Origin of the sequence: Lentzea californiensis (assembly GCF_024648825.1) — a bacterium.
Classification (GTDB): Bacteria; Actinomycetota; Actinomycetes; order Mycobacteriales; family Pseudonocardiaceae; genus Lentzea; species Lentzea californiensis.
The window spans coordinates 794,254-820,598 of record NZ_JANBBE010000001.1 but is presented as its reverse complement, the minus strand read 5'-3'; the positions used below and the strand labels follow the sequence as shown (position 1 = coordinate 820,598).

Sequence of the window (26,345 nt, the reverse complement as noted above, 5' to 3'; positions counted from 1 at the left end):
CATCCGCAACTATTGGGCTCTATTGCTCAATCACTAGATAAACGAATACAACGGCATCCGGCCTCACTTCGAGGTTCGTCTGCGCGTCTCTAGAGGCGTCGCTAGAAACGCGGATACGGTGCGAGCCATGGACCCGGTGCGCAACCCGTTCGCTCCCGGTGCAGGCCAGCGGCCTCCTGAGCTCGCTGGCCGGGAGAAAGAGGTCGGCGCGTTCGAGGTGGTGCTCGAACGCGTGGCGCGCGGCCGTCCCGAACGCAGCCTCGTGCTGACGGGGTTGCGCGGTGTCGGCAAGACCGTCCTGCTCGGCGAGTTGCGGTCGATGGCCGTCAAACGCGGTTGGGGTGCGGGCAAGGTAGAGGCCAGGCCCGACGCCGATCTCAGGAGGCCCCTGTCGGCCGCGCTGCACCGGGCGATCCGGGATCTCGCCCTCCGCCACCGCGCGCCGGACCGGGTCGAGGCGATCCTGGGCGTCCTGAAGGCCTTCGCGCTCAGGGCCGCTCCCGACGGCGCCAAGCTGCGCGACCGCTGGCAGCCCGGCATCGACGTGCCCGCGGCGTCCGGAAGGGCCGACTCCGGTGACATCGAGATCGACCTGGTCGAGCTGTTCACCGACGTCGCCGAGCTGGCGCAGGACGTCGGCACGGGCGTCGCGCTGCTCATCGACGAGATGCAGGACCTCAAGCCGGACGACATCAGCGCGTTGTGCGCGGCTTGCCACGAGCTGTCGCAGATCGGCGCGCCACTGGTGGTCGTCGGCGCCGGCCTGCCGCACCTGCCCGCGGTGCTGAGCGCGAGCAAGTCGTACTCGGAGCGCCTCTTCCGCTACGTCCGCATCGACCGGCTCAGCCGCGAGGACGCCGACCGCGCCGTGCTCGCCCCCGTCGAACGCGAAGACGCGGGGATCACCGACGAGGCGCTCGACGCGTTGTTCGACGCGTCCGGCGGCTACCCGTACTTCATCCAGGCGTACGGCAAGGCCGCCTGGGACGCCGCGCCGGCCGATCCGATCACTGCCGTGGACGTCTCCGTGGCCGCTCCGGAGGCCGACGCGGAGCTCGCGGTGGGCTTCTTCGGCTCCCGATACGAGCGTGCGACGCCCGCCGAACGCGAGTATCTCCGGTCGATGGCCGAGTTGACCGACGGAAAGGATGCGGGGGTCAACACCGCCCAGGTGGCCGACCACCTGGGGCGCAAGCCCTCGTCGCTGTCACCCGCGCGGGACTCGCTCATCAAGAAAGGCCTGGTCTACAGCGCGGAACGGGGTCAGATCGCCTTCACCGTGCCGCACTTCGGACGGTTCCTGCTCGGTCGCGAGGAGTGACCTGGGGCACCCCGCCGTTGTCCGGTCGTTCACGTTGCCAGCCGATGATTCATCGGCATGTGCCCCAACTCACCGGACAATCGCGTGCTTTCGCGCCTGCGTAGGTGCATACTTGGGTTACCAACCGAACAGACCTCACAGAGGGAAGTGCAGACCCAGATGAACTTCGCAGCGAAGCTCCGCGCCCGCCGTGCCGAGGCGCGTAACCGGAAGGCCGTGGCTCGCGCGATCGACATGGCGACCACCCCGTCCATGCGTCACGAGCTGATGGCCATCGCCCAGGCTCAGGTCACCACCCTCCGCTGAACAAGACCCGGCACTCGCGCGGCGCCCCGTCGCGAGTGCCTCCCCAAACGGGAACCCCTGGAGCACCTCCCGCGCTCCAGGGGTTTCATTCATCCTGTTAAACGTGATCCACGCCACAGTATGATGGCGTTGTAACAGCGCACGTCGGTCCGCCGATGTCACTGTTGACCTCGCGGTGCTGTCGGACCCCCGACCTGGCAGCACCGCGAGGTTTCTTGTTTGCTGGGTCCATGGAGATCGCCGTGCTCGGCACCGGCCTCATGGGTGCCCCCATCGCAACCAACCTCGCCGCGGCCGGACACACCGTCCGGGTCTGGAACCGCACGCGCGCCAAGGCCGAACCACTCGCCGCGAAGGGCGCCACCGTCACCGGCAGCCCCGCTGAGGCCGTCGAGGGTGCCGAGGTCGTGCTGACGGTCCTGAACGACGGCGCCACGGTCACCGCGGCCATGCAGGACGCCGCGTCCTCCTTGTCGCACAACGCCGTGTGGATCCAGGCGTCCACGGTCGGCGTCGCGTACACCGAGGACCACATCGCCTTGGCGCGGTCGCTCGGCCTGGAGTTCGTCGACGCGCCCGTGCTCGGCAGCACCAAGCCCGCCGCCGAGGGCAAGCTCGTCGTGCTCGCGTCCGGTGCCGATGAACTGCGCGAGCGCGTGCAGCCCGTGTTCGACGTGATCGGCGCACGCACGATGTGGGTCGGCGAGGCCGGGGCGTCGTCGAAGCTGAAGCTCGTCGCGAACAGCTGGGTGCTCGCGCTGACCGCCGCCGTCGGCGAGGCCGTGTCGCTCGCGGAGGCGTCCGGGATCGACCCGAAGCTGTTCCTCGACGCCGTGTCCGGTGGCGCGATGGACTGCGCGTACCTGCAGACCAAGGGCAACGCGATCATCGAGCGGTCCTTCCCGCCCGCCTTCACCGTGCAGAACGCGCTGAAGGACGCCTTGCTGGTGAACGAGGCCTCGGTGCGCGCCAACGTGCACCTCGACGTCGCGCAGGCGGCGAGCGCGCGGCTCAACCGCGCTGTCACCAAGGGGCACGGCGACGAGGACATGGCCGCGTCTTACTACGCGAGCTACGAATAAGCCCGACGATCGGCCGGTCCGGCGGGCGTGCGGGCTCAATAGCTTGGTTCGGTGAACAGACTCGCACGCTCCCTGCTGGCGTTCGGCCTGGCATCGGCGCAGGTCGTGGCCACCGCCGCAGTCGTGTCCGCCGCTCCCGACATCAAGGACCGCATCGCCGGCATCCCCGGCGTGCGGATCATCAGCGAAGGGACGTCCGGCACCGCGCGGACGTTCGTCCTCGGCATCCAGCAGCCCGCGGACCACCGCAGACCGCGCGGCCTGAAGTTCGAGCAACGCTTCTCGTTGCTGCACAAGGCGGAATCGAAGCCGATGGTGCTGCACACCAGCGGCTACAACCTGTCCGGCACGATCAGCCCGTCCGAGCCCGCCCGGCTCGTCGACGGCAACCAGATCAGCGTCGAGCAGCGGTTCTTCACGCCGTCGCGGCCCGCCCCGGCCGACTGGGACGACCTGAACATCTGGCAGGCGGCCAGTGACCACCACCGGATCGTCGGCGCCTTCAAGAAGATCTACGGCGCGAAGTGGCTGTCGACGGGTGCCAGCAAGGGCGGCATGACGTCGATCTACCACCGCAGGTTCTTCCCGCGCGACGTCGACGCGACCATCGCGTACGTGGCGCCGAACGACGTGGTCAACGACCGCGACGTCTACGGCGAGTTCATCCGCGAGGTCGGCGACGACCCGGCGTGCAACCGCAGCCTGGAAGGCGTGCAGCGGCAGGTCCTGCAGCACCGCGACGAGTTCGTCTCGCGGCTGGAGGCCAGGGGCTACACGTACAAGCAGTTCGGCGGCGCGCACAAGGCGCTGGAGATCCTCGTGCTCGACACGCCGTTCACGTTCTGGCAGTACGGCACGCAGGCGCAGTGCGCACTGGTCCCCGGTGCGGGCGCCTCGGTCGACGACCTCTGGAAGTTCATCGACACGACCGTGGGCTGGGACTTCTACACCGACGCCGGCGTCGCGCCCTACACGGCGTACTACTACCAGGCGGGCACGCAGCTCGGCTGGCCCGAAGCGGACGAGTCGGCCGTGCGCGACCTGCTGCGCCACCCCGGTTCCTCGATGCCGCGCTCGATGGTCTCGCCGGACATCAGGTTCCCGCGGTTCGACCGGTCGGCGATGCGGGACGTGGACTCGTGGGTGCGCCACCAGGGTTCGCGGCTGCTGTTCGTGAACGGCCAGAACGACCCGTGGAGCGCGGAACCGTTCCGCCTCGGCCGGGGCACGCGCGACTCGTTGTCGTTCACGGTGCCCGGTGGCAACCACGGCGCGAACATCGCGAAGCTGCCCGAACAGGAACGCGCCGCCGCGACGGCCGCCGTCCTGCGCTGGGCCGGCGTTTCGTCCGCTCCTGTTGCGGCACTTGCCGTGGACGAGGGCCCGGACTCGCTGGACGCGCTGCGGGCTCGCCGGGGCTGAGGCACGCTGGAGGCGTGAAGCCGTTGCTCGTGGTTGACGCAGCCAACGTCGTGGGATCGGTCCCCGACGGGTGGTGGCGCGACCGGGCGGGCGCGGCCGAACGCCTCCGCGACGCCCTGCGCGGCCGTGACGAGGAGGTCGTCCTGGTCGTGGAAGGCAAGGCGCGCAACGTTTCCTCCGTCGACGACGTCCGCGTGGTCTCGGCCCCCGGCGACGGTGACGACACGATCGTCGAGGTCGTGCGCGCCGAGGGCACCGGTCGTGCGGTGACGGTGGTGACCGCCGACCGCGAGTTGCGGCAGCGGGTGGTGGCGCTGGGGGCCGAGGTGGCAGGTCCCACCTCGGTGCCGCGCAGCTAGTGCCTGTATCGAAGTCTGATCCGCGATAGCCGGGCCCGAGGCGGCCCCTGGCGGCACGGCCGGAGGGCCCACATACAACACCGGTATGCGGGCCCTCCGGCCGCACCACCAGGAACCACCTCAAGCGCAGCTCTCATCGAACCAGACTTCGATACAGGCACTAAAGCCTGAAGAGGCTTTCGAGGACCTGCGCCACGCCGTCCTCGGTGTTCGGCGGCGCGTGGTTGGTGCAGGCCTGCTTCACGAGCGGGTGCGCGTTGCCCATCGCGTACGCCGTGCCGGCCCACCCGAGCACCGACAGGTCGTTCGGCATGTCACCGAACGCGACGACCTCGTGCTTGCCGATTCCCCTGGTGTTGCACAGGGATTCGAGCGTGGCGGCCTTCGAGACGCCCGGCGGGCTGATCTCCAGCAGGCCGAGCCCGCCGGAGTGCGTGACCGAGACGTGCTGCCCGACGGCCTCCCTGGCGATCTCCATCATGTGGTCGACCTCGGCGTCCGGTGCCCACGCGAGCATCTGCACGACCTGGTGCGCCTCCTCGAAGACATGGTCGAGCAGCTCGAGCGTCCTGTGTGGATTCTTCGGTCCAAAGCCCTGGAAACCTGGCTCCGACAACACTTCCAGGCCGGTCTCGACCGCGATGCCGACGTTCGGGATCACCTCGGCCAACGCCTCGGACACCTTCCGCACGACGTCGAGCGGCACCGTCTGCGCGTGCGTGACCTCGCGGTTCGTCAGGTCGTAGATCATCGCGCCGTTGGAGCAGATCGCCGTGCCGGTCAGCTTTAGGTCCTGCACGAACCGCGGCGGCCGCGCCGTGACGACCACGACGTCCGCGTCGACGGCGTGAAGAGTGGCGCGGGTGCGATCGCTCAGCACGCCGCCCGGTTGCAGCAGCGTGCCGTCGAGGTCGGTCGCGATCAACCTGATCATCGGCTGATTATCGGGCAGGGACTACCGGCCGCGGGCGAGAAGCCCGGAAGCCGTCACCTCGACGGCGCGGCGCACGACGTCGGTGAAGTCGACGCACATCACGGCCAGGGCCGGATCGGCGGCGTAGGCGTCGAGGACCGCCCGCGGGGGGCGGCTGGCCGGCCAGGCGGCGACCGCGACCAGCATGACCGTCCGCATCAGGGCGGCGGCGTCCTCGTCGCCCAGTTCGGGGAGGTGCGTTCCGGCGAACCGGACGAGCGCCTCGAGGTACCCGTGGACGGCGCGCTTGTGCTGGAGCGCGGTCTCGGCGGAGATGTTGTGCTCCAGCACGGTGGACTGGGCGCTGATCAGGTCGCACAGCGCGGGGCGGCGCACCAGCGAGGTGGCCAGGAGGTCTGCCAGCCGGTCTCCGCGTTCCCGTGCGGTGCCATCGCCGGCGAACGCCGCGGACTCCAGTTCCGCGATCCAGTCCGCGATCTCCGCCTCCAGCAACGCCAGCAGCACCGCCTCCCGCGACTCGAAGTAGCGCAGGACGTTGGCCTTGGCCAGGCAGACCCGGCGGCTGAGCGCGGTGAGGGTCAGTTCGGCGACCGGCATCTCGGTGAGCATCGCGGCGGCGGCGGCGAGGATCTGCCGCCGCCGTTCGCTGCGCTGCTCGTCCGTGCGCGCCCGCTGGAAGCTCATGTCACGCATGTTACAGACCAGCGGTACTTTACTAAGATACCGACGGTCCGTTATGTTGGAGGAATAAGAGACCGTCAGTCCTCAAGGAGGGGTTGCGATGTACCAGGTTCCTGACCAGCACGGAAAGCGCATCGTCGTCACCGGCGCGAACAGCGGCACCGGCAAGGAAGCGGCCAAACGGCTGGCGGGAGCCGGGGCCCATGTCGTCCTCGCGGTGCGCACCGAGGCCAAAGGCCGGCAAGCCGAGACGGAGATCCTCGCCGCGCATCCCGGAGCCAGGCTGGAGGTACGGCGGCTCGACCTGGCCGACCAGGCATCGGTGCGGACGTTCGCCGAGGAGCTGATCGCCGGGGGCGAGCCGTTGGACGTCCTGGTCAACAACGCCGGCGTGATGAACGTGCCCGCGCGGACCGAGACCGTCGACGGCTTCGAGCTCCAGCTCGCCAGCAACTTCCTCGGCCCGTTCGCCCTGACCGTCCGCCTGCTGCCGTTGTTGCTGGCGGCGCCCGCGCCGAGGGTCGTGACGATGAGCAGCGGTGCCGCGTACCGCGGGCGGATCGACTTCGACGACCTGCAGTCACGCCGCCGGTACAGCCCCACGCTGGCCTACGCGCACTCCAAGCTGGCCGACCTGCTGATGATGGTGCGCCTGGCGGACCTCGCGGCCGAGAACGACTGGCCGCTGCTCTCGGTCGGCGCGCACCCCGGCTACACCCGCACCAACCTGATGACCTCGGGCCCTCGCCTCAACGGCGGCAAGCCCGGTCTCCTCGAGTCGGTGGGGTACCGGGTCGTGCCCTCGCAGGGCGTCGAGCAGGGCACCGAACCGCTCCTGCACGCGGCGGCCGACCCCTCGGTGGTCGCCGGTGGCTACTTCGGACCGCGCTGGGCGCTCGTCGGCCCGACCAGGCCCGCCTCGATGCCGCGGGCTGCGAGGGACAAGGCAGTGGCCGCCCGGCTGTGGGCCGAGGCCGAACGCCTCACCGGCACGTCGGTGGAGGTCGTGGGCCGGTGACCGGGGGAACTCGGGCAAGATCGGGTGCATGACCCATCGAGTTGACGACATGCCGTTGCCGGTTTGGCTCCCGGAGTCCGGTTCCGGCCCCGGCATCGTGCTGATCCAGGAGATCTTCGGCCTGGACGGGTACCTGCGCGGCATCGCGGAGAAGCTCGCCGCGCTCGGCTACGTCGTGGCCGTGCCCGAGCTCTTCCACCGCTTCCAGCCGGGCTGGGTCGGCGAGCACGACGAGGCGGGCATCGCGAAGTCGATGGAGGTCGTCGGCAACCTCGACTTCCCGCTCGCCGTGCAGGACGTCGTCAAGTCCGTGCAGTACCTGCGCGGCCTGCCCGAGGTGACCGGCGGCGTCGGCGTGCTCGGCTTCTGCCTCGGCGGCACCCTGGCCTACGCCGCGGCCACCGCCTCCGACCCGGACACCGCCGTCTCGTTCTACGGCTCTGGCGTGCCGGACCAGATCGGCACGCTCGACCAGGTGTCGTGCCCGATCCAGTTCGTCTTCGGCACCGAGGACGCGTTCATCACCGGCTACCAGAAGGTCGTGGACGCGGTGCCGTCGCACGAGGGCGCCGAGATCCACCTGGAGGCCGCGGGCCACGCGTTCCTCAACCACCTGGGCCCCTGGTACGACAAGGACGCCGCGGACCGCGCGTGGGACGTCTCCACGAAGTTCCTCGCGCGCACGCTTCCCGTCTAGGAAATGCACGGCACCGCGAGCTGCTGCGAGAAGAACCTCTCCAGCGGCTTGCGGTGCAACCGGCGCTCGACCGCGATCAGCTCGTTGCGCCGGTAGTGCCTCACCTGCGTGCTCGTGACGACGAACCCGTTCCGTTCGGTGGTGGGCATCTCGTCGTAGAGCAGCGCGTGCTGCCCTTGCGTCACAACGACGTCCGCCAGGCCGTCCGGGATCTCGCTCGCCCGCGTGGCGATCGTGGCCGCCAGCGCGTCCGGCCGGCTGCGCAACCGGCGGTGCGGCCACGGCACCCCGTGGTGCTCGGCCTCCAGCGACCGGTGCAACGCCCTGGCGGCGTGCCGGATCGCTTTGATCGAGTCGCCGCCGAGCACGTGCACGCCGGGACCGTCCAGCGCGGTGTCCCTGCGGAACCCGGCGCACACGACGACCTTGTCGTACCGCAGCTCCCCGGTGCCGTCGATCGTCGCGACGAACTCGTTGCCCTCCTTGCTGATCCGCTGCACGGACCGCCCGACCGTGTGCGTGAGCCGTGCTGTGGACGCGATGTTGTCGGCCGTCTCGAACGCGCTGGGCCCCCGCCCGACGATCAGCACGCGCCTGCCCGCGTACTCGGTCGGGTCGGTGCTCGCGCTCGCGTACGTCTCGGCGTGCTCGAAGCCGGGAACCCCTGGCACGTGGGGCTTCTTGCCGGTCGCGACGATGACGTGCCGCGCCTCGTACCGCCCCAGATCGCTGACCGGCGTGCCGTAGCGGACGTTCAACGGCCGCGCGAAGTCCTCCAGGTACCGCACCAGGTCGTCCGCGTCGGGAAAGGACCGCTTGCTGTAGCGCGCGAACGGCACACCCTCGAACAGCCAGTTGTCGTCCGTCGAGAGCACGCGGTGCCGCGGAAACGTCCGGAAGAAGCTCGCCGGCTCCGGTTCCTGCTCGACGATCAGGTAGTCGCGGCCTGCACGGTGTAGAAATCGCCCCATCTGCAAGCCCGCCGGACCTGCACCGACCACCAGGTACTCCACCATCACGCACCTCCCGGCGTCCTCTACGCCGACCACGGCGAAAAGGTTCAGGCGGGCGGTCCGCGTCCCATGATGAGGGCTACCGGCGGGTTCGCGTCAACCAACGTCCACCCCGTGGATTCCGGCCTGCTCTGGTCGATCAAGAGGCACATCGGCCTGGTCGTGCTGATCGGCCTAGCGGTCTTTGCGTCGTGGCGCTCGTCGTCGCCTACCGGAAACAACGCATCAGCGAGTCCGCCGAGACCCGCGAACTGACGAAGCTGCGCAACGAACGCTTCGGCGCCGCCTGCAACCAGATCGGCAACGAGTCGCCGACTGTCCGCCTCGCCGGCGTCTACGCCCTCGCCGCCCTGGCCGACGAGTGGACCGCGCAACGCCAGGTCTGCATCGACGTGCTCTGCGCCTACCTGCGCATCCCCTACGAGCCGGCGCTGGAGTCGGAGTGGTACCTCGACGCCGAGTCCGAGGTGCGCCTGGCGATCACCAGCGTGATCTCCCGCCACCTGTGCGAAGACGCGCCGTTCAGCTGGCAGGGCCACGACTTCGACCTGGTCCGCGCAGTCCTGCGCTCAGCCGACTTCGACGGCGCACGGGTGACGTTCGACGGCGCCGAGTTCCGCGCCGGCCGCGTGCGCTTCGAGGGAGCGGGAGTTCAACGGCGGCGAGGTGGACCTGTCCGAGGCGGTCATCTCCGTGGCGCCGGTGTTCGACGAGGGGGAGAAGCCGGGCCTGAAGCTGCCGTGAGCGTTTTTGTCGGTGCTCGCTGCCATGATCACCGGCATGGGAACCTGGGACATCGGACACTTCGACAACGACACGGCCGCGGACTTCTCCGGCAAGCTGGACAAAGCGCTCGAGAGCGAGCGCGAGAACATCGTCCGCACCGCGCTGATCAGCACGATCGAGAGCGAGGGCTACCTCGACAGCGACGAAGCGTGCGCGGCCGTGGCCTCGGCGGCCTTGATCGCCGCGCAGTGCCCAGGCGGTAAGCCGGTCACGGCCTACGGCCCGCACGAGCCGCTGCCGGTGTTCTCGACTGATCTGCGGCCTCTCGCCGTTCAGGCGCTGGACCGCGTGCTGGCACCGGAGTCGGAGCTCACCGAGCTGTGGGACGACGCCGGCCACGGCCCGCTGTTCCGGAAGGGCGTCACCGACCTCAAGGCCGTCCTTCTCACGTGATGGACGCCGGAACAGCGCGACCGTCCACAGTGTTGGATACGGCCGTGACGACTGTGAAGCGCCGTGCCCGTGTCCGAGCCCCTGAGCTGGTCGGACGCGGCTGGCTGAACACCGGGGGCACCGCGGTCAGCCTCAAGGACCTGCGCGGCAAGATCGTGCTGCTCGACTTCTGGACGTTCTGCTGCATCAACTGCCTGCACGTCCTCGACGAGCTGCGCCCGCTGGAGGAGGAGTTCGAGGACGTCCTGGTCACGATCGGCGTGCACTCGCCGAAGTTCGTGCACGAGGCCGACCCCGAGGCGCTCAAGGCCGCCGTCGAGCGGTACGGGGTGCACCACCCGGTCCTGGACGACCCGGAGCTCACGACGTGGCAGAACTACGCCGTGAAGGCGTGGCCGACGCTGACCCTGGTCGACCCCGAGGGCTACGTCGTGCACGTCGCCGCCGGTGAGGGCCATGTCGAGGCGCTGAGGACCATCATCGGGGAACTGGTCGAGGAGCACGACGAGAAGGGCACGCTGCACCGCGGCCGAGGTCCGTACCAGGCGCCGGAGCCGGAGGACACCACGCTCCGCTTCCCCGCCAAGGCCCTCGTGACGCCGAGCGGCACGATCCTCGTCAGCGACTCGGCGCACCACAGCATCGTGGAGCTCGAAGCGGACGGTGAGACCGTCCTCCGCCGCATCGGCACCGGCGAGCGCGGCCGGCGGGACGGCCTGAACCCCACCTTCTCCGAGCCCGCGGGTCTCGCCCTCGTTCCTGGCACCGACCAGGTCGTCGTCGCCGACACGGTCAACCACCTCCTGCGCGGCCTCGACCTCGAAACCGGTGAGGTCACGACGCTCGCGGGCACCGGTGAGCAGTGGCGCGACGGCGAGACCGACGGGCCGGCCGACAAGATCGATCTGACGAGCCCGTGGGACGTGGCGTGGTGGAACGGCGGTGTCGCGATCGCGATGGCCGGCAACCACACGCTGAGCTTCTTCGACCCCGAGACCAACTCCGTCAGGCGGCTGGCCGGCACCACCGTCGAGGGCATCAACGACGGTCCGGCCGAAGGGGCCTTCTTCGCGCAGACGTCCGGGCTGGCGGCGGACGGCGACCGGCTGTGGATGGTCGACTCCGAGACGAGCGCGTTGCGCTACCTCGAGAACGGCGAGGTCCACACCGTCGTCGGCAAGGGGTTGTTCGCGTTCGGGCACAAGGACGGCGACGCGGACGAGGCGCTGCTGCAGCACCCGCTGGGCGTCACGGTTCTCGCCGACCACTCGGTCGTCATCAGCGACACCTACAACAACGCGATCAGGCGTTTCGACCCCGCGACGAACACCCTGACCACCATCGCCACGGACATCGCCGAGCCGTCGGACGCGCTCCTCGTCGACGGAGAGCTCGTCGTCGTCGCGAGCGCCGCCCACCGGCTCGAACGGTTCGCGGCGTCCGCCACGAAGATCGACGGCGCGGCCCACGAGGTGAAGCGGCCCTCCACGGACATCGGGCCGGGCGAGTTCGAGCTCGCGGTCGTCTTCACGCCGTCGACCGGGACGAAACTGGACGAAAGGTACGGACCGTCCACCCGTTTGGAGATCACCAGTTCACCCCCTGAGCTGATCCTGGAGGGCGCCGGCGCCGGCACCGAACTGGTACGGGCGTTGCGGATCAACGATCAGGTCACGAACGGCGTTCTGCACGTCGTAGCGCAGGCGGCCAGTTGCAGTGACGATCCTGCCGACGAACACCCGGTGTGCCGTCTGACCAGGCAGGACTGGGGGGTCCCAGTTCGAGTTGTTGCCGATGCACCTACCCGGCTGCCGCTGCTGATGGGCGGCATGGACGAGGACGGTCCACAAGGCACGTAGACTCTGCTGGTGCCTGATGTCAAGCTCGAGATCCAGATGCTGTACGACCGTGTGATGGTCCGCATCTCGCCCGAGGACGGCGAGCGGCGTTCCAGCGGAGGCATCGTGATCCCCGCTACGGCCCAGATGGCGAAGCGGTTGGCGTGGGGTGATGTGTTCGGAGTCGGTACCAGCGTGCGCCACGTGAAGGTCGGGGACCGGGTGATGTTCAACCCGGAAGATCAGCTTGAGGTCGAGGTGCACGGCACCACGTATCTCGTGATGAGGGAACGCGATCTGCACGCGGTTGCGACGGAGCTCACCGAGCACGGTACTGGTCTGTACCTATGAGCCGCCGGTTCGTGATCGACGCCTGATAGCTGCACACATATGCCACCTCAGGAGAGACAGGGCAACGGGGAGAGCTGTGCCGTACGACGCTGACAAGACGAGAGCGATGCCTCCGGTGGGTCCCGGCGGCACGTCCTCGGAGCAGACGACCAAGATCGCACCGGTCCAGGTGGACGCCTCGACCGAGGCTTGGCCGTCTGAGGAGCCGGACTCGAACGAGCCGACCGTCACCGCGGCTGTGCCCGGTGTCGGGTTCCCGGCCGGCGAGGACGCCACGGAGTACATGAAGCCGGTGGCGCCGCCCGAGCCGCAGCCGGAGGACTCCGGCGTCTACGGGCCCGTGATGATCGAGCCCGGCGAGGACGAGGTCCCGCCCAAGAACACGAAGAAGAAGGCGTTGATCGTGGCCGCGGCCGTGGTCGGCGCCTTCGGTCTGCTCTACGGCCTCGACATGCTCGTCTCCAGCGGCAACGTGCCACGCGGCGTGACGGTCGCGGGCGTCGATGTCGGTGGCATGAGCCACGACGAGGCCGAGAAGAAGCTGCGCGACGAGATCGGCCCGCGCCTGGACAAGCCCGTCGCGCTCAAGGCCGGCGACGTCACGTCCGAGCTCGACCCGAAGGCCGCGGGCCTGGAACTCGACTGGAACAGCACGATCGAGCGTGCCGGCAGCCAGCCGCTCAGCCCGTTCACGCGCGTCACCTCGTTCTTCACCAGCCGCGAGGTCGGTGTCGCGACGAAGGCCGACGACGCGAAGGTGTCCGGCGCGCTGGAGGCCCTGCGCCCCAAGCTCGACCACGAGCCGATCGAGGGCACCATCAAGTTCGAGGGCGCGAATCCCGTCGCCGTCGAGCCGCACGACGGCCAGAAGCTCAAGGCCGAGGACGCCGTGGGCGCGGTCGTCGCGAACTGGGCGTCCGGCGGCCCGGTCGAGGTCCCGATGGACTTCACCCCGGTCAAGACGACCAAGGAGGGCGTCGAGAAGGCGCTCAACGAGGTCGTGAAGACCGCGGTGTCCGGTCCGGTCGTCATCAAGGGCGAGGGCAAGGACGCGACGCTCACGCCGGAGCAGATCGGCACCACGCTGGCCTTCGCCCCCGGTGAGGGTGGCGCGCTGAACGTCACGCCGAACAAGGACAAGCTCGCCGAGGTCACCACGCCTCAGCTCAAGGACACGGTCAAGCAGGGCAAGGACGCCGAGATCGTCTTCGAGGGCGGCAGGCCGACGGTCAAGCCGTCGGTGGACGGCCTCGACCTCGACTGGGACAAGAACCTCCAGCCCTACTTCGACACGCTGAAGAAGACGGACGCGCGCGAGGTCAAGTTCGAGTACAAGCACACGCCCGCGAAGGTCACCACCGAGCAGGCGAACAAGATGGGCATCAAGGAGGTCATCGGCGAGTTCTCGACCGGTGGCTTCGCCCCGGCGTCGGGCGTCAACATCCGGGTCGTGGCCGAGAAGGTCAACGGCGCGATCGTGAAGCCCAAGGAGACGTTCAGCCTCAACAAGTACACCGGTCCGCGCGGCACCGCGCAGGGCTACGTCGAGGCGGGCATCATCGAGAACGGCATCCCCGGGATGGCGGTCGGTGGCGGTATCTCGCAGTTCGCGACCACGCTCTACAACGCGTACTACTACGCGGGCATGAAGGACGCGGGCCACAAGGAGCACAGCTACTGGATCACGCGGTACCCGAAGGGCCGCGAGGCCACCGTGTTCATGGACGGCGCGGGCAACAGCCTGATCGACATCGCCTTCACGAACCCGGACGACACGGGCGTCGCCATCCAGACGATCTGGACGGGCTCCTCGATCACGATCAAGCTCTGGGGCACCAAGAACTACGACGTCACCGGCTCGACCAGCGGCGACTTCAACCCCACCCAGCCGCAGGAGAAGAAGGTCAACAAGACCCCGTGCTCCGCGAGCAACGGCTCCCCCGGCTTCTCGGTGACGGACACCCGCACGATCACGGACCGCCGCACGGGCCAGTCGCGCAACGAGTCGCGCACGGTCCGCTACGACCCGCAGTTCAAGATCATCTGCGAGCCGCCACCCGGCGGCTGAGCGAACTTTCAGGTTGACAGTGGCCACGCGCGGGTAGTCACCCGTTCGTGGCCACTGTTGCGCAAGAGGCGCGAAGACACCCCGTCGTCCAGACGCTCGGACGGGCGGGAATGGTGCTGTACGGGGTCGTGCACGTCCTTGTGGCGTGGCTCGCGATCCAGGTCGCGTTCGGTGACTCCGAACAGGCCGACTCGAAAGGCGCGGTGAGTGACATCGCGCAGGGTGGCGAGTGGTTGCTGTGGACACTCGGCATCGGGCTTGTCTTCTTCGCCTTGTGGCAGCTGCTTCTCGCGTTCGTGGGTTACACGTACATCGGGAAGAAGCGGAAGCGGATCTCCAAGCGCATCGGGTCCGCGGCCCGCGCCGTCACGGCGACCGGTATCGCGCTGGGTGCGTTCAAGTACGCGACTGGCGGTGGCTCCGGCGACCAGAACCAGCAGCAGCAAGAGCTCACCGCTCAGGTGCTCGCGTTGCCCGCCGGCCAGTTCCTCGTCGGCGCCGTGGCGATCGGCATCCTCTGCATCGCCGGCGTGATCATCTACAAGGGCATCAAGAAGTCCTTCGAGAAGGACCTCGACATGAGCCGTGCGCCGTCGTGGATCGAACCCGTCGGCCGGATCGGCTGGATCGGCAAGGGCACCGCGTACGGCGTGATCGGCGTCCTCGTCGGACTCGCCGCGATCAACGCCGACCCCCAGCAGTCCGGCGGCATGGACAAGGCCCTGAAAACGTTGGCGGCACAGCCTTACGGCATGTTCCTGCTGTCCGCGGTGGCGATCGGCATCGCCGCGTTCGGCGTCTACTGCTTCGCCGCCGCGCGAGCGCTCAAGGAGTGACGCCGGTGGCCGCGCGCCTGTGCCGATGCCGGGCCGCGGCCGCCTGCGCCTCCACCGTCATCGACGACAGCACCTGTCCCGGCGCCACGTAGAAGACGTTGGGACTCGCGGAGTCCGGCCCCCAGCCGGCGCTGCCGCGCAGCAGCAGGAGGTCACCGGGACTCGGGTTCGCCCCCTCGAACCACGAGTCCTGCTCGACCCCCGTGCGCTCCCACGCGATCACGGCCTTGGTGCCGCTCTTCGCCCGTTGGTACACCTGCGCGACCCGCGCCATCTCCGCTTCCGGCGACGCCTCGCGCAGCTCGTTCATGTGCTGCTCGTACCCGAACCACAGCGCGTCCTGGCGCACCTGCCGGTTCTTGAGGCGTCGCAGGACGATCGTCGCGAGCGCCACGACGCCGACGATCGCGAGCGACAGCAGCAGGTTCAGGAACACCGGCCAATCTTTGATTCCGAACGAGGGCGTGTCAACTGACAACGAAGTCAAGCTGCATCACGTGAGGTGATCGCGCTGGCGTGCGGGCCATGCCGAGTCCTGACGCATCCAGGGTCGGGTCTGCGGTCGGCGCGGTGGCCGGTCCGCTCCTCCTGGCGTAGCAATGAAAAACGGGTCCTCGCACCCCGGGCAGGAGGTGTGAGGACCCGTAGTCCCTTGAAAGCGCTTAGAAAACGCTCTCGTCGATGTCCATCAGCGCGTTGTCCGTGGACTCCGCGATCTTGCGACGGGCGGTGAGCTCCGGCAGCACGGTCTTCGCGAAGAACGACGCCACCGCGATCTTGCCCTCGTAGAACGCCTTGTCCTTGGCGGACGGCGTGCCACCGAGCTTCTCCAGCGCGACCTCGGCCTGGCGCAGCAGCAGCCAGCCGACGAGGACGTCACCCGCGGTCATCAGCAGGCGGACCGAGTTCTGGCCGACCTTGTAGAGGTTGCGGACGTCCTCCTGCGAGGTGGTCAGGAAGCCGACCAGCGCGCCGAGCATGCCCTGCAGGTCTTCGAGACCCTGCTTGAGCAGCGCCCGCTCCTCCTTCAGGCGGCCGTTGCCGCCCTCGTTGTCGAGGAACTTCTGGATCTCGCCGTTGATGAACGTGAGCGCCTGGCCCTTGTCGCGGATGATCTTCCGGAAGAAGAAGTCCAGCGACTGGATGGCCGTGGTGCCCTCGTACAGCGAGTCGATCTTCGCGTCGCGGATGTACTGCTCGATCGGGTACTCCTGCAGGAAGCCCGAGCCGCCCAGCGTCTGCAGCGACTGCGCCAGCTGCTCGTACGCGCGCTCCGAGCCGACGCCCTTGACGATCGGCAGCAGCAGGTCGTTGACCTGGGCCGCCAGCTTGGCGTCGTCGCCGCCGAGCATCACCTTGTCCTGCTGCGTCGCGGTGTACAGGTACACGGCGCGCAGGCCCTCGGCGTACGCCTTCTGCAGCATCAGGCTGCGGCGGACGTCGGGGTGGTTGGTGATGGTGACGCGGGGCGCGGTCTTGTCCGTCATGCGCGTCAGGTCGGCGCTCTGCACGCGCTCCTTGGCGTAGGACAGCGCGTTCAGGTAACCGGTCGACAGCGTCGCGATGGCCTTCGTGCCGACCATCATGCGGGCGTACTCGATGACGTCGAACATCTGCGCGATGCCGTCGTGCACCTCGCCCAGCAGCCAGCCCTTGGCGGGCACGCCGTGCTGGCCGAACGTCAGCTCGCACGTGGTGGACGCCTTGAGGCCCATCTTGTGCTCGACGTTGGTGACGAAGGCGCCGTTGCGCTCGCCAAGCTCACCGGTCTCCGGGTCGAAGTGGAACTTCGGCACCAGGAAGAGCGACAGGCCCTTGGTACCGGGCCGCGCCTCGACGCCTTCGCCCTCGGGACGCGCGAGCACCATGTGCATGATGTTCTCGGTCAGGTCCTGGTCGGCGGACGTGATGAAGCGCTTCACGCCGTCGATGTGCCAGGAACCGTCAGCCTGCTTGAAGGCCTTGGTGCGGCCGGCGCCGACGTCGGAACCGGCGTCCGGCTCGGTCAGCACCATCGTGGCGCCCCAGCCGCGGTCGATCATCAGCTGAGCCCAATGCTTGTCGCGCTCAGTGCCGTTGTTGTAGACGACCGTCGCGAAGCTCGGACCCGCCAGGTACATGTAGACGGCCGGGTTCGCACCGAGCAGCAGCTCGGACGCGGCCCACGTGACCGACGGCGGGGTGCCGAAGCCGCCCAGCTCGTTCGGCAGGAACAGGCGGTACCACTCGCCGTCCCACACCGCCTGGTACGACTTCTTCAGCGACTCCGGCAGGGTGGCCGAGTGCGTCGCCGGGTCGAACACCGGCGGGTTGCGGTCGGCGTCGACGAAGGAGTCCCCGAGGACACCCTCCGCGAGGTTCTTCACCTCGGCCAGCACGCTGCGCGCAGTGTCCTCGTCGGACTGCTCGAACGGCCCCGTGCCGAGGTGGTCCTGCACGTTGAAGACCTCGAACAGGTTGAACTCGAGATCCCGGACGTTGCTCTTGTAGTGGCCCATCTCGTCAGCTCACTCCTCAGGGTCGCGGCGGGGTCGCCTACTGACCGGTAACAACAGAGTATTACTCGACAGTAACCCCGGCAAGGCCGACCACCCACTGGTGGCGAACCAGACAGTCCTCCGAGTGACCTGAATCGGGCATGAGGGCCGGTCAGACGCGTGCCGGACGCAGAGGGGCCATTTCGGGAAGTGCGGCGCCGGCTACTCGAGCACGGCCGGACGGCCGATCAGCAGCCCCGACCGGTAGGCGAGCGACACGGCGTGCGTCCGATCGCGTGCGCTGAGCTTGCGCAGGATGCCCTTGACGTGGGTCCGCACGGTCTCGACGGACACGATCAGCTCGTTCGCGACCTGCTGGTTCTCCAGGCCGTCCGCGATGAGCGTGAGCACCTCGTACTCGCGCTTGGACAGCGTCGGCCGGTCCTTCGGCCGCAGGTCGGGGTGCACGTAACCGCGCGAGCGGATCGTCTCCGCGATCACGCGCACTATCTGCTCGGGCTGGGCGCTGCGCGGCACGACGCCGCGGACTCCCGCCTCCAACGCGGTCGTCACGTAGTTCGCGTGCGAGTGCGCGTCCCGAACCAGTCCGATGACCAGCAGTGCCGGGTCGCGCTCGGCCAGCAGCCGGGCCAGGTGGCCGACCGGGTCGAGCACGGAGTCGATGAGCAGCACGTCGGGACGCAGTCGTTCACGCAGGCGAACGGCGGCGTGCAGGTCGCCGGTCGAACCGAGCCAGCGCAGGCCGGGAGTCCGTCGGATCAGGGCGGACAGGCCTTCGCGGTAGAGCGGCACGGGATCGATCAGCGCGACGCCGGGGGCAGGCCGGCCGGGCGGGAGCATCAGCACCTCCGTTCGTGCATTCGGAGGAGAGACGTCGTTCCCTCGGACGTGTGACGCGGAATAATAGGTTCACGTGGATGAACAAGGATCACGAATGTGATTCAAGACGGCCGAAGGTCTTCCGTCCCCCCGCAACAATCTCGTAAGACCTACGTCACATATCCCGTGCGGATGTGCCAGGTTCCGCCGCCATGAGGCCTGGTGCTCTCGCGGGCACACGTGTGTGCACGCAAGGAGGTCACATGGGCACCCTCGATTGGATCGTGGTTGTCGGCTATTTCTTCGTGATGGTCGGGATCGGACTCTGGTCGCGCGGGCGAGTCCACAACATCGCCGACTTCTTCACGGCAGGCGGCAAGATGCCGTGGTGGTTGTCCGGCATCTCGCACCACATGTCGGGCTACAGCGCGGTCATGTTCGTCGCGTTCGCCTCTGAGGCGTACCGGCTCGGACTCACCGTCTACGTGTGGTGGTCGCTGACGATCGGCATCGGCGTCGGCATCGGTGCCTTCCTGTTCGCGCCGCGCTGGAACCGGCTGCGCTCGAAGCACGACGTCAAGTCGCCGCTCGAGTACCTGGCGAAGCGCTACAACGTGCCCACCCAGCAGGTCATGGCCTACGCGGGTGCTCTGCTCAAGGTCGTCGACATCGCCGCCAAGTGGGCGGCCGTCTCGATCCTGCTGCGCGGCTTCGCGGGTGTCCCGATCACCTGGGGCATCATCATCATCGGCCTGGTCACGATGATCTACTCCGTGCTCGGCGGCCTCTGGGCCGACGCGCTCACCGACTTCGGCCAGTTCATCATCCAGGCCGCCGCGGGCTTCGCGATGCTGTTCGCCGTCGCCAGCACCCTCGGCTGGGACTTCCCCGTGACGATCTGGGACAAGCTCCCGGAGAGCCACAGCGACCCGCTGGCGGGCCCGTACACGTCGACGTTCCTCATGGCGCTCTTCCTGATCAAGACGCTCGAGTACAACGGCGGCATGTGGAACCTGGCGCAGCGCTACATGGCCGCGCCGTCCGGCTTCGCGGCCAAGCGGTCCGCGCTGCTCTCGTCCGCGCTGTGGCTCGTGTGGCCGCTCGTGCTGTTCCTCCCGATGTGGGCGGCGCCGCTGATCGTGCCGGGCCTCGAGGGAGCGCAGGCGGAGAACGCGTACATCGAGATGGGCAAGCAGATGCTGCCCGCGGGCATGATCGGCCTGGTCCTGGCCGGCTTCTTCTCGCACACCATGGCCATGGTGTCGTCGGACGCGAACGTCATCGCCGCGGTCATCAACCGAGACATGCTGCCCCACCTCTGGAAGAAGGTGAAGACGTTCTCCGCGGACAACCAGCTGAAGCTGGCCCGGATAACGACCTTCTCCTTCATCGGCGTCAGCATGATCATCGCGATCGCGTCCGGAGGCCAGGGCTTCGTGCTCAAGGTGGTCGTCGACCTGGTCGCCGCCACGATGGGCCCGATCGCGATCCCGTTGATGCTCGGTCTGCTGCCGTGGTTCCGCAAGGTCGGCTCGACGGCGGCGATCGCCTCCGTCGTCGGCGGCCTGAGCATGTGGGCGTTCCTCTACATCGAGCAGCTGAGCAAGGCCGCCTGGGTCACCAAGGGCGTGCTCGTGTCCTGGCCGCTGCTGCTCTCGCTGGTGCTCTACCTGTCCATCGGCTTCCTGAAGAAGGAGCCCTCCACCGAGCGCGACGTCCTGCTCGACTCGCTCAACTCCGACGAGCCGGAACCGGAGCGGGTGAAGGCGTAAGCCGTTCGTTCCTCATGATCCTCGCGGCGGCGCACCCGAACAGGGTCGCCGCCGCGAGCCACACGTAGGGCATCGGCGTACCGGTGTAGGTCTGCGCCGTGCCCGCCAGCACCACCGTCGCACCGGCGACCAGCCCGGTCGTGTGCGTGACCGGGTACTCGCTCCGCAGCACCGTCACGACCGCGAAGGGCACGAGCAGGAAGCCGTAGGCCAGCACGCGCGTCAGCAGGTTGGCGTGGTCGGCGATCTCGTACCTGAGCGCGGGGAGGGCGAGCATCGTGAGGACCACGCCCAGAGCGAGCCCTCGTGCGAGGCTCTTCACGCTTTGCCCTTGCCAGGAACGCGTCATGCGCTACAAGACGTACGTGTGGCGCATCGGTTGCCGTGGCGTGCGTCATCGTCACGAGACTCTTTCCGCTCGCGCATGCACAGTGGATGCATGGGTAAGTGGTCTCCCGCAGACGACGCGGAACTCGCCACGGGCTGGCGGCTCTGGCTGGAGCTGAGCGACCGCGTGTGGCCGGACCCGTCGTGGGACGGCACACCGGCTGACGCCATCCGCCAGGTGCGGTCGCTGCTGGCGGTGTGCGAGGAGATCCGCCTCTCCTACCTCTCAGAGACCGCACGGCCTTCCATCGCCCTGCTGCAGCTCTTGCAGTCGATGTCGTTCGTCGCCTCGTTCGCGGTCGACCTGTGGCACGACGACACACACCCGTTGGACGTCGAGCGCGCCGAACTGCTGCACGGGGACCTGGCGTCGTTCGCTGACCACGTGGCCGGTGTGCGCGCTGCGCTCGCGCGCGGTGGCGGCTGGGCGGAGCTCGACCGCCGGCCGTGGGGCCTGCCGGTCGACTGACTTTCCCAGACGATTGACCCGGAAATGCCGAAAGCCCTCTCCTGTGGAGGGCTTTCGGCATTTCCGCGGCGTTGGCCGAACCTAGACGATCAGGTCGGTTTCGATGCGCTTGAGTTGGTGCCGGGCCAGCGCGAGGTTCGCGTTGTCCCTTTCCAGCACCAGGTACAGGAAGAGCGAACCCCTGTTCTTCACGCCGCCCATCAACCGGATCAGGTGGTACTGCCGGTGCAGCGTGATCAGGATGTCCTCGATGCTGTCGCTGAGCCCGAGCGACTGCATCACCCGGAGTTTCGAGCGAATGACCTCGGTGTTCCCGGCCGCCGCGATCTCCAGGTTCAGCCAGTCACCTCCGCCGCTCGTGCCGAGTGACATCCCGCTGTCGTAGTCGACCAGTGCGACACCGACAGCGCCGGAGATGGACATGGCTTCCTTCAGCGCGGTATCGATGTTCATCAAACTCCACTTCCCTATGTCTACTGGTGATCGAGACGGCGCATCCGAATTGCCGAGACTCGGTCGTGTGCGGAAATGTCTCCAGAAAGAAGACATCATTGACGAGAGCCGTGAACCGAGCGTGGACATGGGCTGCGACCCTTTTTCGCGCTGGTGCTGCTACGAGGAAAGGATCACGCCGACTCGCTCGATCACGGGCCGGGTCTCGTGCAGAAGACGGCCGAGGTTCAACCCTTTGTCCCCGAGCACGACCATCAGGGACAGCCGGCCGATGGCGTACACGGCCATGTAGCCCTCGCTGCCGAACACGACGGTCTGGCTGAGCGTGCCCAGTCCGATCACCTCCGCCGCCTGACGTGCGATCCCGAGGTCGGCGGCGGCCAGCGCGGAGATGTGGGCGGGGTCGATGTTCTTCGCCACGTCGGCGACGATGGGGATCCCGTCGGACGCGGCGATGACCGTGTCGGTCACTCCGGCGACGTTTTCTCGAAGCTTTCGCAGTTCGGCGCTCAAAGCGTCGTAGTCCAATTCACTCCCTTTCAGGATCGGAAATGTCGAACCGCTCAGGACAAACATCACACCTCCGACGACCTCAGGGAGATTTCGAAATCAGGTCCGGCCTGCGTCCGTGGACGCAGTGCAGCCAGCCCCCAGTGCGAACATCGGAACGACGTCGCCGGCGGGGCGATTTCCAGCAGTCCGTCCGCGATCATCCGGGCGATCTCGACGGTGACCGGGTGCAGACCCCGGCCGAGCGCGAACGCCATGTCCCGCGCGGTGCGCCGCCCGGTGGCGTGCGCGACGATCTCCCGTCGTTCCGCCGTCAGACCGGCCGGCTCCGCCTCGTGGGCGGGCACCACGCAGTCCCGGTACGGCGACAGGGAGAACGCGGCGATCGCGTCCAACCGGCGAGCGGTCCAGTCCAGCAGCAGATCCGGCGCGACGCCTCGCGCCGCAGGTAGCAGCGGCGGATCGATGCACTCGTCGACGACGTATCGCTCGATCTCACCAACGGCCGTGGCGAACGCCCCGTCCCGCATGGCGGCCATCACCAGGCCCTGGAGCTCGGTGACGCCGATCCCGCGAGCGACGAGAGCCGCCTGCAGGGACCGCGTCTCGACACTCTCCACCAGAGCCGCGGTCCAGTCCCCTTCCTCGATCCGGCCCGAACTCAGCAGCAACATCTCCGCTCCGGGTGAGCCGGGACTTTCCACCGAGATCACCACGCCGTCGCGGAAATGGAACAGTCCGCCCGCATTGCCCACAATGCGCAACGTGCCGGTGACTCGATCCGCGTGACACCGCGCCAGCGCCTGCGCGAGGACGTCGAATGCGGCTCGATTGTCGCGTCTCAGGGGTTACTCCGGGTTAATTCGGACTTACAGAGCGGGACTGTCTGGCGAACTGATCATCCGATCGAGTGCGGTACTCGAATCGAAAGAGCGACCGCCAGGGCTACTTCTTACCTTCCGACACCGCAAACCCCTGCCAAGCGTCACCTGATCGAGTGAAGCATTCCAATTGAGACGGCAAGCGTTTCATTCCCGATAGATGAATCGGCGGGAAAATGCGTGTCGCTGCGGCGTCGCCGGACGTACCTGGGGGATCAAAAGCGAAGGCCCCGGCGAGTCGGAGTGACTCGCCGGGGCCTTCGGCGTGGAGCGGGTGACGGGAATCGAACCCGCCTCTACAGCTTGGGAACCCGTTGCGGCAGAACAGTTACGGCCTCTGACCAGGGCGCCCGGTGGGTCATGAGTGACCGTGGTTGTCCTCTGTTGACCAGGGCTTACAGCACGCGGACAGCACGAGGGCGTTCATGTCTCGGCTAGCGTCCAACTTCGTTGATGTCGTTGAGCCGATACCGGCCGTGGCTATCCCGAACAAGATCGGGATAGCGCACAGCGTGGTTTGAAGGCGCGTTGGCGCACATCCGCGAGATCATGTGAGTGCGGATGGTGCTGTCCTTGTACGAGCTGCCCATACGCCGGAGGAGCTGGATCACTTCCTCTGGCGAGAAGGTGCCGTCGATGCTCGCTGTGGCGAGTCGACGCGCAGCCTCCAGCACCTCGTCCCGGCAAGTTCTCTCAGCCACCGATGCAGAGTACGTAGGACGTCTAGGCCTGCCTAGCCATCGACGCCAGACCTGCAAGACCTGAGCCGCACAACCAAGATCTCACCGATTGTGGATCTTGCAGTCATGTCCTTTGTGGATGCTTCGCCGGAGATGCCCTGATCAGCATCGGCGCAAGTGTCACCTAGCCGCGGACCTCTTAGTTCCGGCGGGTCGGGCGGATCACAGCCTGTCCAAGCGCTGACCCTCCACTAGGATCGGGGAACTACATGCATGTAATTTGTCAGACGCGGGTGATAGAACAAGCAGGTAGCGACAACCAGTCAGACTCTAGGAAGGCAAGGTCAGTGAAGCGGATCGGCCGGGCCCACCCTACCGTTGTCTCCCTGTTCTCTGGTGCCGGTGGCACAGACATCGGGCTCGAGCGCGCTGGTTGGCGCACCGTGTTCGCTACTGACATCGACTCTGACTGTGTGAAGACGATGACTGCAAGTCAGGCTGCCGGCATACCGGTACCTGGCCGAGAACCGACGACCTACTTTGAGGGCACTCGGATTGTCCAAGCGGACGTACACGACTTGACAGCCGCTGACGTACGACCTCCAGGTGCTTCGCGTAGCTGGCGACCGTCGCTGCTCGCTGGCGGGCCACCATGTCAGCCGTGGTCCTCGGCAGGACTTCAACTTGGTCGAAATGACCCCCGAGGGCTGCTGCTGGACCAGATGGTTCGGATGACCGACGAGCTTCGGCCTCGTTACGTTCTATTCGAGAACGTTCAAGGGATTGTTACGGCCATCGGCCCTAGTGGCCGGCCTGGCGAGGTCCTTGATTTTCTTAAGTCCGAGTTTGAGAACCTTGGATATGCAACAAGCTTTGCGATTCTTAATTCTGCTGATTACGGCGCGGCAGAGCGTCGTGTGCGCCTGTACATGATTGCAACTGAGAAGTGCAGCTTGCCCGATTACCCTGAAGCGACTCATACCCGTAGCGCAGAAAACAGCCTTTTCGACCAGAAAAAGCCATGGGTAAGCTTGGGTGAGTTCCTTGAGGGTATGCCCGAGCCTGAGGCGATTGATGTTGTCCGCCCTTCTGGAGCTCGGGCGGAAGAACTAGCAAAGCTGACGCCAGGTACAGGCCTGCGCACTGGTGGCGTGGTTGAGGCGAATCGCCCGAGTGGTCACTGGGGATACCGGCAAGACAGTTTCCTTGCTGATCCGAGCCTGCCTTCTAGGACTATCAGGGCTGCGTCAACGCCTGACTGGATTCGCCTTGAGGACGGCTCGATGCGCCGTCTGACGTGGCGAGAATGTGCTGCCATCCAGGGATTTCCACGTGAGTGGCAGTTCACGGGCACCGTCGCTTCTCGCTTCCGGCAGATCGGTAACGCCGTTCAAGCCGACATAGCTTGCGCGCTCGGCGAGCAAATCATGTCCTATCTTGCACGCGGTACAGTCAGGACTCCGTCAGAATCTGCCCCATTTCCTCCTGAGTTTAGGCGGCGCGTGCGGTACACCACCGCAGAGCATCGGACCAATGCGGCGCACAGGAAACGCGTAATAGCGAAAAGCGTAGGATAAAATGCCTCATAGCTTCCCAGACGTCCCTCGTCGATCTCCGCAGGAACTGCAGCGTCAGCGCGACATAGCGCTAGAGCTATTTCGTGAGCGAAGGCGTGAAGAGGGTCCGCGCGCCTTCGCTGCTGCTTGTGCGGAAATCGAACCCAAAGTCCTTAACGTCTTGGAAGTAACGAATAACCTGCTCGACCTCAACGGCGATGTGTTCGTGCAGGACCCCACGTTATGGCAGACGATGCGGTACTTCTGTGCGCCTCCCGTATCTGAGGAAGATTTGTGGACACTCGTTGGCGATTCAAAGTTCAAACGAGTTCCACCTGAGCTAGCTGAAGAAACGGCTCGCGCGATATCAGACGTCTTGGATCCCGTTCGCTTTCCGTGGGTCGGCGTAGGTGCGCAACCAACCGTTGTGCAAAAAAGCTCTGCTGTCCTTGCTACTACAACGCTGTTGGCTCAGCGCTTCGTCGGTACCAGTCGACGAGGTGAGGCTTCATTCAGGCAAGAGGGTGCTGTCGCCAACGCGCTAGAGCGTGCGGGATTCGGTTTCGACGCTAGCCGTACCGCCATCGACTTTATCGACGTGATGGTCCGGGGGACGTATAGCCGGGAAAGGAAGGTGGGAGACTCCAAGTGTGACGTTCCCACTCGACTTCTTGACGGTCGATTGCTCGCTATCGAATGTAAGGTGTCGAACGGGCCAAAGAATGGCTGGAAAAGGGTGAATCGGGAGGTTGGAGGGAAATCCAGCAGTTGGAAAGGCAATTTCGGCAGTCAAATAGTTACTGCTGTCGTTCTTGCTGGTGTCTTCGACGTTTCCTGCCTGGTGTCGGTACAGAATGAGCATGTTGCCCTCTTCTGGGAGCATGATCTAGATGAGCTTTCATCCTTTGTGGAATCAACCTCGTAAATGTAATGTCGAAATCCTTCGCGTCCAGCCCGTCTGTCCGTGCGCGCATGCAGCGCCAGCAACAGAAGAACACGTCGCTGGAGTTGAACTTACGTCGTGCCTTACATCGGCATGGACTGCGCTATAGGGTTCAGGTCCCTGTGCTGCATCGAAGAACGGCTGACATTGCTTTTACAAAGGCGTGTGGTTGTAGACGTTCGTTCGTGTTTCTGGCATTGGTGTCCAGAGCATGGAAGCAATAGTTCTTGGTGGACAGAGAAGTTTGAGCGCACTGTTGCGAGAGATATGCG

28 protein-coding genes and 1 pseudogene are annotated in these 26,345 nt (G+C 66.9%); 16 read left to right on the top strand and 13 right to left on the bottom strand.

Translation table 11 applies throughout. The features are described 5' to 3' along the window. Positions 1-127: 127 nt before the first annotated feature. The 5 genes from LX88_RS04445 to LX88_RS04425 all read left to right on the top strand — a co-directional run bounded on the left by LX88_RS04445 (position 128) and on the right by LX88_RS04425 (position 4,490). Entirely contained in the window at positions 128-1,321 is a 1,194-nt protein-coding gene (locus LX88_RS04445) for an ATP-binding protein (RefSeq protein WP_258946553.1), read from the top strand. Positions 1,322-1,480: 159 nt separating this feature from the next. Continuing rightward, entirely contained in the window at positions 1,481-1,627 is a 147-nt protein-coding gene (locus tag LX88_RS04440; protein ID WP_169746017.1) for a hypothetical protein, read from the top strand. Positions 1,628-1,857: 230 nt separating this feature from the next. Continuing rightward, on the top strand, positions 1,858-2,709 hold the full coding sequence (locus tag LX88_RS04435) for an NAD(P)-dependent oxidoreductase (RefSeq protein WP_258946552.1): 852 nt from the start codon (positions 1,858-1,860) through the stop codon (positions 2,707-2,709). A 51-nt stretch (positions 2,710-2,760) separates the two neighbouring features. Beyond that, positions 2,761-4,131: a S28 family serine protease gene (locus tag LX88_RS04430; protein ID WP_258946551.1), complete on the top strand. Its 1,371-nt coding sequence runs from the start codon at positions 2,761-2,763 to the stop codon at positions 4,129-4,131. Positions 4,132-4,145: 14 nt separating this feature from the next. After that, a complete protein-coding gene (locus tag LX88_RS04425) occupies positions 4,146-4,490 on the top strand; it encodes an NTP pyrophosphohydrolase (RefSeq protein ID WP_308203420.1) in 345 nt (114 codons plus the stop codon). A 160-nt stretch (positions 4,491-4,650) separates the two neighbouring features. Here LX88_RS04425 and LX88_RS04420 read toward each other — a convergent pair whose 3' ends face one another. Then, positions 4,651-5,424, bottom strand: a complete 774-nt coding sequence (locus LX88_RS04420; protein ID WP_258946550.1) for an HAD family hydrolase — start codon at positions 5,422-5,424, stop codon at positions 4,651-4,653. A gap of 21 nt (positions 5,425-5,445) precedes the next feature. After that, the gene (locus tag LX88_RS04415) at positions 5,446-6,108 is read right to left on the bottom strand and encodes a TetR/AcrR family transcriptional regulator (RefSeq protein WP_258946549.1); all 663 of its coding nucleotides are present in this window, start codon (positions 6,106-6,108) and stop codon (positions 5,446-5,448) included. A 97-nt stretch (positions 6,109-6,205) separates the two neighbouring features. Between LX88_RS04415 and LX88_RS04410 the strand changes: the two genes are divergently transcribed. Then, entirely contained in the window at positions 6,206-7,123 is a 918-nt protein-coding gene (locus LX88_RS04410) for an SDR family NAD(P)-dependent oxidoreductase (RefSeq protein WP_258946548.1), read from the top strand. Between the two features lie 28 nt (positions 7,124-7,151). Next, positions 7,152-7,820 carry a dienelactone hydrolase family protein gene (locus LX88_RS04405; protein ID WP_258946547.1) on the top strand — a complete coding sequence of 223 codons (669 nt, stop codon included), beginning with the start codon at positions 7,152-7,154 and terminating at the stop codon, positions 7,818-7,820. Here LX88_RS04405 and LX88_RS04400 read toward each other — a convergent pair. From LX88_RS04400 to LX88_RS04390, 3 genes are read right to left on the bottom strand one after another with little or no spacing between them, the layout of a single operon-like run. After that, positions 7,817-8,869 (bottom strand): NAD(P)-binding domain-containing protein, encoded by a 1,053-nt coding sequence (locus LX88_RS04400; RefSeq protein WP_258946546.1) that lies wholly within the window; start codon positions 8,867-8,869, stop codon positions 7,817-7,819. The genes LX88_RS04405 and LX88_RS04400 overlap by 4 nt on opposite strands. Before the next feature lie 11 nt (positions 8,870-8,880). Next, complete coding sequence (locus LX88_RS04395; RefSeq protein ID WP_258946545.1) at positions 8,881-9,372, bottom strand: hypothetical protein; 492 nt, start codon at positions 9,370-9,372, stop codon at positions 8,881-8,883. A 30-nt stretch (positions 9,373-9,402) separates the two neighbouring features. Next, positions 9,403-9,603 (bottom strand): hypothetical protein, encoded by a 201-nt coding sequence (locus tag LX88_RS04390; RefSeq protein ID WP_258946544.1) that lies wholly within the window; start codon positions 9,601-9,603, stop codon positions 9,403-9,405. A 10-nt stretch (positions 9,604-9,613) separates the two neighbouring features. On the opposite strand from LX88_RS04390, the gene LX88_RS04385 reads away from it, so the two are divergent. The 5 genes from LX88_RS04385 to LX88_RS04365 all read left to right on the top strand — a co-directional run bounded on the left by LX88_RS04385 (position 9,614) and on the right by LX88_RS04365 (position 15,105). Continuing rightward, the gene (locus LX88_RS04385) at positions 9,614-10,012 is read left to right on the top strand and encodes a DUF4259 domain-containing protein (RefSeq protein WP_258946543.1); all 399 of its coding nucleotides are present in this window, start codon (positions 9,614-9,616) and stop codon (positions 10,010-10,012) included. After that, positions 10,012-11,871 (top strand): NHL domain-containing thioredoxin family protein, encoded by a 1,860-nt coding sequence (locus LX88_RS04380; RefSeq protein WP_258946542.1) that lies wholly within the window; start codon positions 10,012-10,014, stop codon positions 11,869-11,871. The genes LX88_RS04385 and LX88_RS04380 overlap by 1 nt, the downstream gene beginning before the upstream one ends. A 36-nt stretch (positions 11,872-11,907) precedes the next feature. Beyond that, positions 11,908-12,201: a GroES family chaperonin gene (locus tag LX88_RS04375; RefSeq protein ID WP_084401587.1), complete on the top strand. Its 294-nt coding sequence runs from the start codon at positions 11,908-11,910 to the stop codon at positions 12,199-12,201. Between the two features lie 283 nt (positions 12,202-12,484). Continuing rightward, positions 12,485-14,269, top strand: a complete 1,785-nt coding sequence (locus LX88_RS04370) for a VanW family protein (protein ID WP_372511248.1) — start codon at positions 12,485-12,487, stop codon at positions 14,267-14,269. A gap of 47 nt (positions 14,270-14,316) precedes the next feature. Continuing rightward, positions 14,317-15,105: a DUF1206 domain-containing protein gene (locus tag LX88_RS04365; RefSeq protein ID WP_258946540.1), complete on the top strand. Its 789-nt coding sequence runs from the start codon at positions 14,317-14,319 to the stop codon at positions 15,103-15,105. On the opposite strand, the gene LX88_RS04360 is transcribed toward LX88_RS04365, so the two are convergent. The 3 genes from LX88_RS04360 to LX88_RS04350 form a co-directional block, all read right to left on the bottom strand. Next, positions 15,095-15,541, bottom strand: a complete 447-nt coding sequence (locus LX88_RS04360) for a hypothetical protein (RefSeq protein WP_258946539.1) — start codon at positions 15,539-15,541, stop codon at positions 15,095-15,097. The two genes, LX88_RS04365 and LX88_RS04360, sit on opposite strands and share 11 nt — an antisense overlap. A 226-nt stretch (positions 15,542-15,767) precedes the next feature. Beyond that, on the bottom strand, positions 15,768-17,603 hold the full coding sequence (locus LX88_RS04355) for an acyl-CoA dehydrogenase (RefSeq protein WP_258946538.1): 1,836 nt from the start codon (positions 17,601-17,603) through the stop codon (positions 15,768-15,770). Positions 17,604-17,804: 201 nt separating this feature from the next. After that, a complete protein-coding gene (locus LX88_RS04350) occupies positions 17,805-18,443 on the bottom strand; it encodes a LuxR C-terminal-related transcriptional regulator (protein WP_258946537.1) in 639 nt (212 codons plus the stop codon). A gap of 242 nt (positions 18,444-18,685) precedes the next feature. On the opposite strand from LX88_RS04350, the gene LX88_RS04345 reads away from it, so the two are divergent. Further along, on the top strand, positions 18,686-20,194 hold the full coding sequence (locus LX88_RS04345) for a sodium:solute symporter family protein (protein WP_258946536.1): 1,509 nt from the start codon (positions 18,686-18,688) through the stop codon (positions 20,192-20,194). Here the strand turns inward: LX88_RS04345 and LX88_RS04340 are convergent. Continuing rightward, positions 20,154-20,516, bottom strand: a complete 363-nt coding sequence (locus tag LX88_RS04340) for a hypothetical protein (RefSeq protein ID WP_258946535.1) — start codon at positions 20,514-20,516, stop codon at positions 20,154-20,156. The genes LX88_RS04345 and LX88_RS04340 overlap by 41 nt on opposite strands. A 117-nt stretch (positions 20,517-20,633) precedes the next feature. On the opposite strand from LX88_RS04340, the gene LX88_RS04335 reads away from it, so the two are divergent. Further along, positions 20,634-21,050: a hypothetical protein gene (locus LX88_RS04335; RefSeq protein WP_258946534.1), complete on the top strand. Its 417-nt coding sequence runs from the start codon at positions 20,634-20,636 to the stop codon at positions 21,048-21,050. A gap of 81 nt (positions 21,051-21,131) precedes the next feature. Here LX88_RS04335 and LX88_RS04330 read toward each other — a convergent pair whose 3' ends face one another. From LX88_RS04330 to LX88_RS04315, 4 genes are all read right to left on the bottom strand, one after another. Next, positions 21,132-21,503: a hypothetical protein gene (locus LX88_RS04330; RefSeq protein WP_258946533.1), complete on the bottom strand. Its 372-nt coding sequence runs from the start codon at positions 21,501-21,503 to the stop codon at positions 21,132-21,134. 159 nt (positions 21,504-21,662) lie between these two features. Next, a complete protein-coding gene (locus LX88_RS04325; RefSeq protein WP_245983082.1) occupies positions 21,663-22,079 on the bottom strand; it encodes a roadblock/LC7 domain-containing protein in 417 nt (138 codons plus the stop codon). After that, a complete protein-coding gene (locus LX88_RS04320; RefSeq protein ID WP_258946532.1) occupies positions 22,079-22,768 on the bottom strand; it encodes a hypothetical protein in 690 nt (229 codons plus the stop codon). The genes LX88_RS04325 and LX88_RS04320 overlap by 1 nt, the downstream gene beginning before the upstream one ends. A 560-nt stretch (positions 22,769-23,328) precedes the next feature. Further along, positions 23,329-23,595, bottom strand: coding sequence for a DUF7669 domain-containing protein (locus LX88_RS04315; RefSeq protein WP_258946531.1), 267 nt, complete (start codon positions 23,593-23,595; stop codon positions 23,329-23,331). Positions 23,596-23,843: 248 nt separating this feature from the next. Here LX88_RS04315 and LX88_RS04310 point away from each other — a divergent pair. Then, positions 23,844-24,992, top strand: a pseudogene (locus tag LX88_RS04310) (DNA cytosine methyltransferase); the annotation flags it as partial. A gap of 160 nt (positions 24,993-25,152) precedes the next feature. Then, complete coding sequence (locus LX88_RS04305; protein WP_258946529.1) at positions 25,153-26,055, top strand: XamI family restriction endonuclease; 903 nt, start codon at positions 25,153-25,155, stop codon at positions 26,053-26,055. Positions 26,056-26,345: the final 290 nt, after the last annotated feature.